This is a genomic window from Nocardioides pelophilus (assembly GCF_014180685.1).
GTDB classification, from domain to species: domain Bacteria; phylum Actinomycetota; class Actinomycetes; order Propionibacteriales; family Nocardioidaceae; genus Nocardioides; species Nocardioides pelophilus.
On the sequence record NZ_JACEHF010000113.1, the window covers coordinates 1 to 13,574 of the forward strand.

14 protein-coding genes and 1 pseudogene are annotated in these 13,574 nt (G+C 72.9%); 11 read left to right on the top strand and 4 right to left on the bottom strand.

Annotation, left to right across the window (positions count from 1 at the left end):
- Window positions 1–213, bottom strand: a 213-nt coding sequence (locus H0488_RS16335) for an SAV_6107 family HEPN domain-containing protein (RefSeq protein WP_246372315.1), incomplete at its 3' end; no start/stop codon positions are given.
- Between the two features lie 92 nt (window positions 214–305).
- Window positions 306–767 (bottom strand): hypothetical protein, encoded by a 462-nt coding sequence (locus tag H0488_RS16340; RefSeq protein ID WP_183100320.1) that lies wholly within the window; start codon window positions 765–767, stop codon window positions 306–308.
- A gap of 64 nt (window positions 768–831) precedes the next feature.
- Between H0488_RS16340 and H0488_RS16345 the strand changes: the two genes are divergently transcribed.
- Together H0488_RS16345 and H0488_RS16350 are read left to right on the top strand one after the other, a co-directional pair.
- Window positions 832–1,305, top strand: coding sequence for a YbaK/EbsC family protein (locus H0488_RS16345; protein ID WP_183100321.1), 474 nt, complete (start codon window positions 832–834; stop codon window positions 1,303–1,305).
- Between the two features lie 20 nt (window positions 1,306–1,325).
- Window positions 1,326–2,633 carry a phytoene desaturase family protein gene (locus H0488_RS16350; RefSeq protein WP_183100322.1) on the top strand — a complete coding sequence of 436 codons (1,308 nt, stop codon included), beginning with the start codon at window positions 1,326–1,328 and terminating at the stop codon, window positions 2,631–2,633.
- Here H0488_RS16350 and metF read toward each other — a convergent pair.
- Complete coding sequence (metF, locus tag H0488_RS16355) at window positions 2,630–3,520, bottom strand: methylenetetrahydrofolate reductase [NAD(P)H] (protein WP_183100323.1); 891 nt, start codon at window positions 3,518–3,520, stop codon at window positions 2,630–2,632. The two genes, H0488_RS16350 and metF, sit on opposite strands and share 4 nt — an antisense overlap.
- Window positions 3,521–3,893: 373 nt before the next feature.
- Between metF and H0488_RS25375 the strand changes: the two genes are divergently transcribed.
- Window positions 3,894–5,303: a polyprenyl synthetase family protein gene (locus H0488_RS25375; RefSeq protein ID WP_312856384.1), complete on the top strand. Its 1,410-nt coding sequence runs from the start codon at window positions 3,894–3,896 to the stop codon at window positions 5,301–5,303.
- On the opposite strand, the gene H0488_RS16370 is transcribed toward H0488_RS25375, so the two are convergent.
- On the bottom strand, window positions 5,285–5,665 hold the full coding sequence (locus H0488_RS16370; protein ID WP_183100324.1) for an Rv2175c family DNA-binding protein: 381 nt from the start codon (window positions 5,663–5,665) through the stop codon (window positions 5,285–5,287). The genes H0488_RS25375 and H0488_RS16370 overlap by 19 nt on opposite strands.
- A gap of 136 nt (window positions 5,666–5,801) precedes the next feature.
- On the opposite strand from H0488_RS16370, the gene pknB reads away from it, so the two are divergent.
- The 8 genes and pseudogenes from pknB to H0488_RS16405 all read left to right on the top strand — a co-directional run bounded on the left by pknB (window position 5,802) and on the right by H0488_RS16405 (window position 13,432).
- The gene (gene pknB, locus H0488_RS16375) at window positions 5,802–7,853 is read left to right on the top strand and encodes a Stk1 family PASTA domain-containing Ser/Thr kinase (RefSeq protein ID WP_312856385.1); all 2,052 of its coding nucleotides are present in this window, start codon (window positions 5,802–5,804) and stop codon (window positions 7,851–7,853) included.
- 46 nt (window positions 7,854–7,899) lie between these two features.
- Window positions 7,900–8,310, top strand: a pseudogene (locus H0488_RS24725) (TIM barrel protein); the annotation flags it as partial.
- Window positions 8,311–8,456: 146 nt separating this feature from the next.
- Window positions 8,457–8,843 carry a TIM barrel protein gene (locus H0488_RS24730; protein ID WP_281369680.1) on the top strand — a complete coding sequence of 129 codons (387 nt, stop codon included), beginning with the start codon at window positions 8,457–8,459 and terminating at the stop codon, window positions 8,841–8,843.
- Window positions 8,840–9,751, top strand: a complete 912-nt coding sequence (locus H0488_RS16385; protein ID WP_183100326.1) for a DMT family transporter — start codon at window positions 8,840–8,842, stop codon at window positions 9,749–9,751. The genes H0488_RS24730 and H0488_RS16385 overlap by 4 nt, the downstream gene beginning before the upstream one ends.
- An 81-nt stretch (window positions 9,752–9,832) precedes the next feature.
- Window positions 9,833–10,315, top strand: a complete 483-nt coding sequence (locus tag H0488_RS16390; RefSeq protein WP_183100327.1) for an SRPBCC family protein — start codon at window positions 9,833–9,835, stop codon at window positions 10,313–10,315.
- Window positions 10,316–10,404: 89 nt separating this feature from the next.
- On the top strand, window positions 10,405–11,460 hold the full coding sequence (gene aroF, locus H0488_RS16395; RefSeq protein WP_183100328.1) for a 3-deoxy-7-phosphoheptulonate synthase: 1,056 nt from the start codon (window positions 10,405–10,407) through the stop codon (window positions 11,458–11,460).
- A 41-nt stretch (window positions 11,461–11,501) separates the two neighbouring features.
- Window positions 11,502–12,470, top strand: a complete 969-nt coding sequence (locus H0488_RS16400; protein WP_183100329.1) for a zinc ribbon domain-containing protein — start codon at window positions 11,502–11,504, stop codon at window positions 12,468–12,470.
- 17 nt (window positions 12,471–12,487) lie between these two features.
- On the top strand, window positions 12,488–13,432 hold the full coding sequence (locus H0488_RS16405) for a metallophosphoesterase (RefSeq protein WP_183100330.1): 945 nt from the start codon (window positions 12,488–12,490) through the stop codon (window positions 13,430–13,432).
- Window positions 13,433–13,574 lie beyond the last annotated feature (142 nt).

Genomic DNA, 13,574 nt, shown 5'->3' on the forward strand with positions numbered 1-13,574 from the left:
CTGCCGGCGGCCGCGCGCCGGGGCCGGCCGCGCGCGGGCGGCCAGCAGCGCGGCCGCAGCCCGCAGCGCCGCGACGTGGGCGCACGCGTAGCGCTCGGGGACGTCACGGGCGGTGACGGCCTCGCTGAGCGACTCGGCCGCTCGGAGGAGGTAGGAGTGCGTGGTGGCGGGCAGGTGATCGGGGTGCTGACGAAGGTGCTGCTCGCTGGCCATGGGTGACTCCTCGGTCCGTGGGTTCGAACATCTGTTCGAACACGACCAAGGTACACCCCTCCCCCGACACGAGGTCAAGGGCGAGTCGGCGCCTACGGCTGCGGCCGCGCGTCGGCGGCGTCCAGCTCCGCCGCCGCCCGGCAGTGGCGCCGGGTGTCGGGGTGCCAGAGGAACACCAGGCTGACCGCGCTGATCACGGCGGCCGCGATGATCATCCCGCGGAAGAGCGGCGGCGGCATCGTGCGCACGGTCGCGAGCGTCGCCAGCAGGATGCCGACCGCGATGAGGGCGAGGGCGTGGCGCGCCCAGTTCTCGCCTGCCCGCATCATCGGGATCAACGTCAGCGTCGTCACCGCGATGACGCCGTAGAGCACGAGGATGACCGGGACGAACTCCAACGGCTGCACCGTGCTGTCACCGGTTCGCCCGGGCGACCAGGCTTCCTCGAGGTCCTCGCGGAGGACGACGACGAGCACCGACACCACGAGGCCGGCGACCACCAGGACCCACAGCAGCCACGACGCCAGGTCGACCGACGCAGGTCGCTTGCCCATCCGTCCTCCTCGATTCACCAACGCGCCGACACCGGCGATCGGTGCGTGCCCTAGGGTCAGTCACATGTCGGCCGACCATCTCTCGATCAGCCGGTTCCGCGCGGAGCACGCTCGTCGTGGCGGCGCCGGTCAGATCGTCATTCTGCCCGATGCGGTTCACACCGCAGCACTCGCCGCCGAAGCACTCGGCTGCGAGGTCGGTGCGATCGCGAACAGCCTGCTCTTCGACGCCGCCGGTTCACCGGTCCTGATCCTGACCTCGGGGGCCCACCGGGTCGACACGCAGAAGACGGCCGCCGGGGTCGGCGTCGAGAAGCTCCAGCGTGCGCGTCCGGAGTTCGTCCGGCAGCACACCGGCCAGGCGATCGGCGGAGTCTCTCCGATCGGGCACCCCGCGCCGGTCCCGACGTACGTCGACTCCTGGCTGCAGCGCTACGACATCGTCTGGGCTGCGGCCGGACATCCGGCGGCGGTGTTCTCGACGACGTACGACGAGCTCATCGCGCTGACGGGCGCCAGCCCCATCGACGTCGAGTGACCCGAGGGACCTGACCAAAGATGCGGATCGTCGTCATCGGAGGCGGCCTGGCAGGGCTCGCCTCGGCGGCGCGGCTCGCGAAGGCCGGGCACCAAGTGGTGCTCGTCGAGGCGTCGCCCACCTTGGGAGGCGCGCTGGGAGCGGTCAGCGAAGGCGGCTACACCTGGGACGGCTCCGCGACCTCGACCCTCGTGCCGGCTGCCCTGCGCGACCTGTTCCGCAAGTCCGGGCGACCGCTGGAGGTCGAGCTCGGCGGCGAGCTGGAGCCGTTGGACGTGATCACCGAGCACCGGTTCGAGGACCGCACGTCGGTCCAGGTGCGCGGTGGCTCCCGGGCCGCGCAGATCGAGGCGTTCGACGCGCTGGGCAGCGGCCTGGGCGAGGCGTGGGTGCGCCACGTCGACACCTACGCGCCGGTCTGGGACGTCCTGCGCCGCCACTACGTCGAGGCGCCCTGGGATCCCCGCGACGTCCCCAAGGAGCTGAACGACCTCTTCAACACCCGGGAGACGCTGCACAAGCGGCTGCGTCGCGACTTCCGTGACGACCGGCTCGGGCTCGTCGCCGGCCACCACGCGGTGGCCGAGGGGCACGACCTGCGCAACGTCCCGGCGTGGGCCGGCGTCACCAACTACCTCGAGCAGTGCTTCGGCGCGTGGCGGATTCCCGGCGGTATGGCGCGGCTCGTCGACCTGCTGACCAAGCGGCTCGAGACCCGCGGCGTCACCGTGCTCACCGGCACCCCGGCGCGCGACCTGGTCGTCCGCGACGGTCGGGTGGCCGCCGTCGCGGTCGAGTCCGGCGACATCGACGTCGACGCCGTCGTGGTGGCGATCGACCCGCGCCGGCTGCCGACGCTCGCACCGGCCGTCGAGCGCACGATGCCGGCGATCCCGCCGGTCGTCGCCCACCTCGGACTCGAAGGCGAGGTGCCCGACCTCCCGGCCGAGGTCGTGCTCCACGCCGACCCGCTGGTCATCATCCGCACCGGCGGCACCGCCCCGGAGGGCGGGACCGCGTGGACCCTGCACGGGCGCGGCAAGCTGGCCGAGGACATCCTCGACGCCCTCGCGCGCCACAAGATCGACGTCCGCCAGCAGGTCGTGGCCCGCGTCGACCTCTCTCCCCGGGAGCTCGTCGAGCAGTGGCACGGGTCGCCGTGCGGGGTGCTCTGGCAGGGCCGCGGCACGATCCGACACCGGCTCGGCCCGACGACGCCGATCCCCGGCGTGTACGCCGCCGGCGCGCATGCCGCGCCGGGCGCGGGCATCCCGTTCGTGACCCAGTCGGCCGCGCTCGTCGCGCAGGTGATCGGGCCGGCGCGCTAGACCGTGATGCGCAGCGCCTCGAAGATCTCGAGCGTCGCCTTGGAGCGGTTCAACGTGTAGAAGTGCAGGCCGGGCGCGCCGCCGGCGAGCAGCTCCTCGCACAGCTCGGCGGCGATCTTGATGCCCTCGGAGCGGACCGCGTCCGGGTCGGGACCCGCTGCGGTGATCCGGGCGACGATCTCCTCGGGCACCGACGTGCCGATGAGCTCGCCCTGACGCCGGATGGCGTTGAGGTTCAGGATCGGCATGATGCCGGGGAGGATCGGGATGTCGACGCCGCGGGCACGCACCCGCTCGACGAGCGCGAAGTAGTCCTCGGCACGGAAGAACATCTGGGTCACCGCGAACTCGGCACCGGCCTTGGCCTTCGCCACCAACCGGTCGGCGTCGACGTCGAGCGACTCGGCGCCCGGGTGGCCCTCGGGGAACGCGGCCACACCGACCCGGAAGTCACCGCGGGAGCGCGCGAGCTCGACCAGGTCGAGGGCGTAGTTCAGGCCGCCCTCGGTCGGCGTCCACTCGGCCCGCGGGCCCTCCTGCGGGTCGCCCCGCAGCGCCATCACGTGGGAGACGCCCTCGGCGACGTAGGAGTCGAGGATCGCCTCGAGCTCCTCCCGGGTGTGGCCGACGCAGGTCAGGTGCGCCATCGGCACCAGCGAGGTCTCGCGGGCGATCCGGCCGGTGATGGCGACCGTCTTGTCACGGGTGCTGCCGCCGGCGCCGTACGTCACCGAGACGAAGGTCGGACGGTAGGGCTCCAGCGCGCGGATGGCGTTCCACAGCTGCACCTCACCCGCCTCGTCCTTCGGGGGGAAGAACTCGAACGAGAACGAGCGCTCGCCCTCGCGGATGATTTCGCCGAGGGAGCGGCCACGACCGGTTGCCATGCCGGGAGTGTAGGCGGAGGCCGGCCCCCGGGCCCGATCGCCACCGCTCTGCGAGCTGTCTCTAGAGTCGTCGCCGTGACCGGGCAGGCGTGGGACCAGGGCGACCAGGATCGGTTCCGCACCGACCTCCAGGCGACGATCGACGCGTTCCTCGACGAGCAGTCCGACCGGCTCGCACCCCTGGGCGACGACGCCGCGCGACTGGTCGCTGAGGCTCGCGCGGCCGTCAGCGGCGGCAAGCGGTTCCGCGCCGCGTTCTGCTACTGGGGGTTCCGCGCTGCCGCGCGGGAGGAGTACGACGAGCGCGCGGTGCTCCGCGCGCTCGTCGTACTCCTCCCGCGCTGCCGCGCGGGAGGAGTACGACGAGCGCGCGGTGCTCCGCGCCGCGGCCTCCCTCGAGCTGCTGCACGCGAGCGCGCTCGTCCACGACGACCTGATGGACGCCTCCGACACCCGTCGCGGCCGGCCGGCCACGCACCGCGGCTTCGCCGCCCTGCACCGCGAGCAGGCGTGGCCCGGCGACCCGGACCAGTACGGAGCCGCCGCAGCCATCCTCCTCGGCGACCTGCTGCTCTCCTGGTCCGACGAGCTGCTCCGCCGCTGCGGCCTGCCGTGGGACCGGGTCGACCCGGCTCTCGCCGTCCTCGACCACTGCCGGTCGGAGGTCATCGCCGGCCAGTTCCTCGACGTGTCCGTGCAGGCGCGCGGTCGGGCGACGGTCGACGCCGCGATGACGGTGCTGCGCTACAAGTCGGCGAAGTACTCCATCGAGCGGCCGCTGCACGTCGGTGCCGCGCTCGCCGGTGCCGACGCCGCGACCCTGACCGCCCTGACCTCCTTCGGCCTCCCGCTCGGCGAGGCGTTCCAGCTCCGCGACGACCTGCTCGGCGTGTTCGGCGATCCCGCGACGACCGGCAAGCCGGCCGGCGACGACCTGGTCGAGGGGAAGCGGACGGTCCTCGTCGCGCTCGCGCTCGAGTCCGCCCCTGCTCCCGAGGCTGCCCGGCTCGACGCCGCCCTCGGCACCGCGCTCGACCCGGCGACGGTCGCCGAGCTGCGCGGCATCATCGACCGCTCGGGAGCGCACGCGCAGGTCGAGGCGAAGATCGACGACCTGGCGCGGCAGGCCGTCACCGCGCTCGCGGAGGCCCGGACGGCCGTCGGCCTCGACGAGCACGCGTGCGCCGTGCTCGAGGGACTGGCGGCGTCCGCCACCCGCCGCGTGCTCTGGGGGGGACGCGGGGGTGGGCGGGGNGGGCACGCGGAGCTGGTCGCCCGATCAGTCCAGCGACTCCACGCCGGTGTCGTCGGGACCGGGCCCGCGCAGCAGCACCTCGAACGCCGGGTCGCCCTCGTCGTCGTGACGGCCGAGCACGGCGCAGAGCGTCTCGAACGCCTTCGGCTCGGCCCGGGCGAGGGTGCCCCATCCCTCCCAGAGGAGCACCGTGGGCGCGGCCAGGTCGCGCAGGCCGTCGCGCAGCCCGTCGACGTCGGCGCCGTGGTGGTCAGGGAGGTCGAGCGCGGCGCGGATCGCGCCGAGCACCTCCGACTCGGTCTCCAGCGCGACGCCGTCGACGTACCCGAACTGCCAGCCCGCGTGCTCGACCGCGTGCTGCACGTCGGGGACGTGGAGGGCTGTGTGCCACAGATGGACGCCGGCGTCGTGCCGACCTGCGAGTACGGCCGCCAGGCCGCTCATGGCTGGTTCATCTCCAGATCACCTCGAACAACTCGTAGTGGTCTCCGGTTGTACTCCCGGTCCTATCAGATCGCCAGTGCCTGAGCACGGCGCTTGACCTCGGAGCCGCGGTTCTCGCGGAGCGCGTCGATCGGGCGACCCGGCAGGTCGGCGTCGAGGAAGATCCAGGCGATGCACTCGCGGTCGTCGAACCCGTTGTCGTGCATCACGGTGAGCAGGCCGGGCAGCCCCTTGACCGGCAGCCCCTCGTCGTCGATGAACAGCGCGGGGACCATCGGCGGCCGGCCGGGGGTGGGCACGGCGGCGGCCAGCTGGTGGTCGCGCACCATCGTCCGCACCTTCGCGGGGGTCACGTGCAGCAGCACGGCAGCGGCGTCCCAGGTCAGCCATTCGTCGACCAGCGCCGCCAGGTCGTGGTCAGCCAGCCGGGGTGCGGATTCGCTCATGCGACCCATCATTCCAGCCCTGCGGCGGCGCACCAGTCCCGGCGTGGTTGCGAAGCCCGCAGGCGGCCGCCACGTATCCTGTGGGCTCCGGTTCTTCCCCGCCGGAGCCCCCGACGCACTGCACAGGAGGGTCGCTGTGCACGAGGACACGTACGCCCGCGGCACCCGTCGTGCCCGTGGGGGCGCCGGCGCCACCCCCGACAACGACCCCCACATCGGGCGGCTCCTCGACGGGCGCTACCGGATCGGCGCCCGGATCGCGCGGGGCGGCATGGCGGCGGTCTACGAGGCGCACGACATCCGCCTGGACCGCGCGGTCGCGGTCAAGATCATGCATGCCGGGCTCGGCGACGCGACCTCGGGCGACGAGGAGTTCGCGGCCCGCTTCGTGCGGGAGGCCCGGGCCGCCGCGCGGCTGTCCCACCCCAACGTGGTCGCGGTCTACGACCAGGGGCACGAGGACACCCCCAACGGGCCGGTGCTCTACATCGCCATGGAGCTGGTGCCGGGCCACACCCTGCGCGACACGATCGCCAAGGAGGCGCCGATGTCGCCCGAGCGGGCGCTGGCGATCCTCGACCCGGTGCTCTCCGCGCTCGCGTCGGCCCACCGCAACGGGGTCATCCACCGCGACGTGAAGCCCGAGAACGTCCTCATCGCCGACGACGGCCGGATCAAGGTCGCCGACTTCGGCCTGGCGCGGGCGGTCAGCGCCGAGACCCAGCACACCGCGACCGGTGGCGTCCTCATCGGCACCGTGTCCTACCTGGCTCCCGAGCTCGTCGTCGACGGCCGGGCCGATGCGCGCGCCGACGTCTACGCGGCGGGCGTGATCCTCTACGAGCTGCTGACCGGCCACAAGCCGCACATCGGGGAGTCCCCGATCGCCGTCGCCTACAAGCACGTCCACGAGGACGTGCCGCCGCCGTCGGCCGAGGTGCCCACGCTGCCGGCGTACGTCGACGCCCTGGTCGCGCGGGCCACGACCCGCGACCGCTCGCTGCGACCGTCCGACGCGGGCGTCCTGCTCCACCACGTGCACCGGGTCACCCACGCGCTGCACGAGGGGGTGCGCGAGGACGCCGACCTGGTCGCCGACCTGATGCCGACCGCTCCCCGCCCGGAGAGCACGGACACCATGCCCGAGCCGATCAGCGAGCTGTGGGAGCGCACCCCGCTGGCCGAGAACACCACGAAGCTCGAGACCGTCCTGCCCCCGCTCCCGAAGCGCACTCCCCCGTCACCGCCTCGTCCCGTGGTCTCCGACGCTCGCCCGGCTCGGCCGCGCCGGCGGCGGCGCGGCGTCGTGCTCCTCGTCCTCGCCGCGCTGGTCGCGGCGACCGTGGGTGGCGGGGCGTACTGGTTCGGCTGGGCGCGCTACACGACCGCACCCTCGGTCTACGACCTGACCCAGGCCGACGCCGAGGAGAAGATCGAGGACGCCGGCTTCGAGGTCGCGTACGCCGACGCGGTCTACTCGACCACCGTCGAGAAGGACCACGTCGTCGAGAGCGACCCGGGCTACGGCGCCCGGATCCTGCCCGGCGACACGATCACGCTGACGCTCTCGCTGGGCGAGGAGGTCCACGACCTGCCGAAGCTGCGCGGCCTCACGCTCGAGCAGGCCACCGAGGAGCTGGCGGAGCTCAAGCTGGTCGCCCGCACCGCCAAGGAGGCCTGGTCCGAGACGGTGCCGAAGGGGCGGGTCATCAGCAGCGACCCGGCGTACGGCACGCCGAAGGCCAAGGACATGCGGGTCGACACGGTCGTGCGGCTGGTGATCAGCAAGGGCAGGCAGCCCCGCCCGGTCGGCGACTGGGTCGGCAAGAGCTTCGAGGACGCCAAGGCGAGGCTCGAGGCCCGGGGCCTGGTCGTCAGCGTCGTCGCGCGCGAGAACAGCGACACCGTCGCCGAGGGCGACGTGATCAGCCACGAGCCGACCGGCGGCACCCTGTTCAAGGGCGACGAGGTCGAGTTCGTGGTGTCCGACGGTCCCGAGCTGATCGAGGTCCCGCGGGTGTTCTACGAACCGACCCAGGACGCGGTCGACGAGCTCGAGGACCTCGGGTTCAAGGTCCGGATCGAGCACGCCGCGGTCTACTTCACCGGAGACCGCGCCTACTCGACCAACCCGCCCGCGGGCTCCATGGCCGAGAAGGGCAGCACGATCATCATCTACGTGGTCTGACCCGTCGGCAGGCCCCGAGCACAGCGCTGGGTAGCGTGGGCTGGTCATGCCCTCCGCCACTCCCGTCCGCCCGATCGGCACCCACGTGCTGGTCGGCAGGAACCTCGTCGCCGGCGCGCTGACCGAGGCGGTCGAGCTGGGCTGCGAGGCGATCCAGGTCTTCGTCGGCAACCCGCGCGGCTGGGCCCTGTCGCCGGGTGACCCGCGGGTGGACCAGGAGTTCCGGGAGCGCACGACCGAGCTCGGGATGCGGGTGGTGATCCACACGCCGTACCTCGTCAACCTCGGCTCGCCGACCCCGACGACCCTGCAGAGATCCACCGCCCTCGTCGCTCACAACCTGCGCCGGGCGGTCGAGATCGGCGCGGAGGGCGTCGTCGTCCACACCGGGTCGTACGTCGAGCCGGGCGGGCTCGGCGACGCCGACGACGCCGCGCGCCGGCACGCGGCGGCGCTGCGCCAGGTCCGCGAGGCGCTGCTGCCGGTCCTCGAGCAGATCGACCACGACCGCGCCCCCTGGCTGCTGCTCGAGCCGACCGCCGGGCAGGGCCGCTCNGCGCCCCCTGGCTGCTGCTCGAGCCGACCGCCGGGCAGGGCCGCTCGCTGTGCGCCGGGGTCGACGACCTCGAGGCATACCTCGCCGCGCTCGACTTCCACCCGAAGGCCGGCATCTGCCTCGACACCTGTCACGTGTTCGCCGCCGGAGCTCCGCTCGACGAGCCGGGCGGCGCGACCGCGACCGTCGACCGGATCGTCGAGATCGGCGGGCCCGGCCGGCTCCGGCTGGTGCACGCCAACGACTCCAAGGACGTGCGCGGCGCGTTCAAGGACCGGCACGAGAAGATCGGCCAGGGCCACATCGGCACCGCGGCGTTCGCGGAGCTGCTCCACCACCCCGCGACCGAGGGCGTGCCGTTCATCCTGGAGACGCCGGGCTCCCGCTCGGCCGACGACCCCGACATCGGCCTGCTCAAGGAGCTGCGCGCATGACCGCAGGGGCGACCGAGCGTCGTACCTCGCTGCTCGCTGCCGGGGCACTGCTCGCGATGACGGCGTGCTGGGGCAGCACGTTCTTCCTCATCAAGGACCTGCTCGAGCGGGTGCCGACCGTCGACTTCCTCGCCGTCCGGTTCGCGATCGCCGGCGCCGCGATGCTGCTGGTGGCCCCGCGGGCGATCGCCCGTCTCTCCCCCGAGACCCGGCGGCGCGCGCTGGTGCTCGGCAGCCTGTACGGCGTCGCGCAGATCCTGCAGACGGCCGGCCTCGCACACACCCCTGCCAGCGTCAGCGGCTTCATCACCGGCCTGTACGTCGTCGCGACCCCCGTGATCGCGGCGGTCGTGCTGCACACCCGGATCACGGTGCTGACCTGGGCGGCCGTCGCGCTCGCGACCGCGGGCCTCGGGGTGCTGACCCTCGACGGGTTCTCGATCGGCTACGGCGAGGCGATCACCCTGGTCGCGGCGATGCTCTACGCGTTCCACATCGTCGGGCTCGGGGCCTGGTCGAAGCCGGGTGACGCGGTCGGCATGTCGATCCTCCAGGTGCTCGTGATCGCGACGATCTGCCTCGTCGCCGCCCTGGCCACCGGCGAGGCCGGGGTGGTGCTGCCCGAGCGCGGCACCGACTGGGCCTCGGTCGTCTACATGGCGCTCATCGCCGGCGCCGCCGCCATGCTGGCCCAGACCTGGGCGCAGGCCCACCTGCCGCCGACCCGCAGCGCGATCATCATGAGCATAGAGCCGGTGTTCGCCGCCTTCTTCGCGGTGCTGCTCGGCGGGGAGTCGGTCACGATCCGGATGATGTCCGGCGGCCTGATGGTGCTGACCGCGATGGTCCTGGTCGAGGCGTTGCCCCGCCGCAAGGTCGAGGCCGAGGTCACCCACCTGGCGGTCTGAGCGCCGTTCGGCGGCAGCCACTGGCGCGCGCGCCGATGCAGGAGCACCATGGTCGTGGAGGGGGCAGGAAGGTCACCCCAAATGGCCAGTCACATCATCTACCTCAACACGACACTCCCCGCGCCACCCGAGGTGGTCTGGGACGTGCTCACCGACGTCGACCGCGCCGGTGAGGTCTTCCGCAGCGTCACCGACAGCGAGCTCCTGTCGGAGGGGCCGTACGACGTCGGCACCGTCTGGCGCGAGAAGCGCACCATGTTCGGCCACCACGGCGAGGAAGAGCTGCACGTGGTCGAGTGCGAAGCGCCGCGGCGGGCCGTCGTCGACACCCGGCTCGGGCACGACGTGGTGCGGACGTCGTACCGGTTGACGCCGACCGGCGCCAGCGGCGGCCACACCCGGCTCGCGATGACCACGACCATGCTCGCCAGCGAGCGGACGGCCGTGGAGAAGCTGGCGTGGAGCTTCTTCGGCGGATTGAGCTACGAGCGCACGCGGCGGATGCTGCGCCACGACCTGGAGGACCTGGAGGCCGAGGTCAAGCGGCGCGCACTCACCGGCTGAGGCCGGTGTGACCGGATTGTGACCGTTGTCCCACGTCCGGATCGTGAATCCGGCCGTCGGCGACAGGTCGCACACCTACCTTGATAGCCATGGTCGTGGTCATGGCGCCGGACGCCACCGCCGAGGACGTGGCTCACGTCGTCGAGAAGGTCGAAGCGGTGGGCGGCAAGGCGTTCGTGTCGCAGGGCGTCGACCGGACGATCATCGGCCTGATCGGCGACATCGACAGCTTCCACGGCCTCAACCTGCGCACGCTGCGCGGGGTCGCGGCGGTGCACCGGATCTCCGACCCCTACAAGCTCGTCAGCCGCCAGCACCACCCGGACCGGTCGACGGTCTGGGTCGGGAAGGCAGGCGCGCAGGTGCCGGTCGGACCCGCGACGTTCACCTTCATCGCCGGTCCCTGCGCCGTCGAGTCGCCCGAGCAGACGCTGGAGGCGGCGACGATGGCCAAGGCGGCGGGCGCGAGCCTGCTGCGCGGGGGCGCCTACAAGCCGCGGACGTCGCCGTACGCGTTCCAGGGGCTGGGCCGCAAGGGTCTCGACATCCTCGCCGCCGTCGGCCACGCGACCGGCCTGCCGATCGTCACCGAGGTGGTCGACGCCCGCGACGTCGCCGAGGTGGCCGAGCAGGCGGACATGCTGCAGATCGGCACCCGCAACATGGCCAACTTCGGCCTACTGCAGGCGGTCGGCGAGTCGGGCAAGCCGGTGCTCCTCAAGCGCGGGATGACCGCGACCATCGAGGAGTGGCTGATGGCGGCGGAGTACGTCGCCCAGCGCGGCAACCTCGACGTCGTGCTGTGCGAGCGCGGGATCCGCACCTTCGAGCCGGCCACCCGCAACACCTTGGACATCTCGGCAGTGCCGATCGTGCAGGCGGCGAGCCACCTGCCGGTCATCGTCGACCCGTCCCACGCGTCGGGCCGCAAGGACCTGGTCGTCCCGCTCTCGCGGGCGGCCATCGGCGTCGGCGCCGACGGCATCATCGTCGACGTGCACCCGGACCCGGAGGTCGCGCTCTGCGACGGTCCGCAGGCTCTCCACGGACCGGAGCTGCGCGCGCTCGCGCAGGCGGTCCGGCAGATCCCGCCGCTCCTCGGCCGGGGACCAGCCGTTTCGGCGACCTCCAACCCCCCGGGTTAGGGTTCGTCGCGCGGCTCGAGGGGGAAGTGGTTGGACCGGTCATGAGGTACTGCACGAACTGCGGTCACCAGCTCGGCGTGGGCAGGTACTGCACGAACTGTGGTGCCCGGGTGCCGGTGGCGCCGACCGACGTGCCGGCACGGCCGGACGACTACCCGACCAACATGCGGCTCGGACCGCTCCCCGCGATTCCCACCCCCGACGCCCCCTCCGATCCCCGGCCCGCCGTCGGTCCTGAGCCGTCGACCGCGCGCTACCCGCTCTACGCCGACAGCCCCTCCACCGGCCCCGCCGACAGCGTGGACGCGGACGAGGAGCCCACCGCGTCGTACGCCGTCGCCCCGGCCGGGCGGCGACGCCTCGCCCTTCCCTGGGTGATCGGCTTCGTCGCGCTCGCGCTGGTCGCCCTCGTCGGCGGCGGCCTCCTGCTGCTGGACTCCTCGGACGACGATCCCGCCGGCGGCGCCGAGCGGGCCGCCCGGGCCGACGGCGGTGACGACGAGCGCGACGACGGCCAGGACGCGGACGGTCGCGACGCCGTACCCGACGACGCGCTGGTGCCGGACGACGTCGAGGTCCCCGCCGTCGCCCCGGCGAGCGTGGACGAGGACGGCCGTCCCGTCACCTACAAGGCAGCGAACATGCTCGACGCCGACCCGCGCACCTGCTGGCGGATGCCCGGCGACGGATCGGGAGCCGTGCTCAGCTTCTCCTTCGACGAACCGGTGACGATCACCGAGGTCGGCCTGATCAACGGCTACGCGAAGGTCGACCCGCCGCACGACTGGTACGACGGCAACCGCCGGATCACCACCGTCACCTGGGTGTTCGACGACGGCACCGAGGTCAGCCAGGAGCTTGCCGACGACGACGCCCTGCAGACGGTCCCCGTCGACGAGGTCGAGACGACCAGCGTCGAGCTGCGGATCGTCGAGGTCAGCGCCCCCGGGACGGGGCCTGACGCCCGGGACTTCACCGCGATCAGCGACGTGGAGCTCAGCGGCAGCTGACGCGCTAGCGTCGGATCGTGCAGTACGGCCAGTACCCCCCTCCGCGGTTCACCATCGCCCACCTCAGCGACGTCCACCTGCTCGCGCACGACGCGAAGCAGTACGGCGTCGTCGTACCCGAGGACGGGCTCGCGCTCGCCCTCGAGCGGTTGAGTCGGCTCGACCCCGTCCCGCAGGCCCTGGTGTTCACCGGTGACCTCGCCGACAAGGCGGAGCCCGACGCCTACGCCCGGCTGCGCGCGCTCGTCGAGCCGGCCGCGGCAGCGATGGGGGCCGAAGTGGTGTGGGTGATCGGCAACCACGACGAGCGCGCGCCGTACGCCCGGGGGCTCTTCGACTCCGACGACGACGGACCCCAGGACCGGGTCCACGACATCGGCGGCCTGCGGGTCGTCGCGCTCGACACCAGCGTGCCGGAGTACCACCACGGCGACCTGACCGACGACCAGCTCGACTGGCTGCGCGACGTGCTCAGCACCCGGGCCGAGTACGGCACGATCCTCGCGATGCACCACCCGCCGATCCCGGTGCCGACCCTCGAGCCCGCCGCGATCATCGAGCTGCTCGACCAGGACCGGCTGGCCGCCGTCATCGAGGGCAGCGACGTCCGCCAGATCCTCGGCGGCCACTACCACTACACCTCGCACTCGACCTTCGCCGGCGTCCCCGTCTCGGTCGCCTCGGCGAGCTGCTACACGACCGACCCGGCCCCGGTGGACCGCGTGGTCTCGGGCGTCGACGGCCACCAGGCGTTCAACACCGTGCACGTCTACGACGACCGCATCGTGCACACCGTGATCCCGATCCCCGAGGCCCCCGAGGTGAGCGGCCAACCCGGTGAGATGCGCGCTCTGCTGGAAGCGCTCTCCCCCGAGGAGCGACGCGAGATCGTCAGCCGCAAGGACTCCGACTTCAACCGCCCCGGCTCCCAGGAACCGCGCGACCCGCTGACTGACCTCTGACGATCGCGCACTCGCGGCGGCAGTAGCGTGCCGCTGCGCGAGCACGCAGGGCGGCAGTAGCGTGCCGCTGCGCGAGCACGCAGGGCGGCAGTAGCGTGCCGCTGCGCGAGCACGCAGGGCGGCAGTAGCGTGCCGCTGCGCG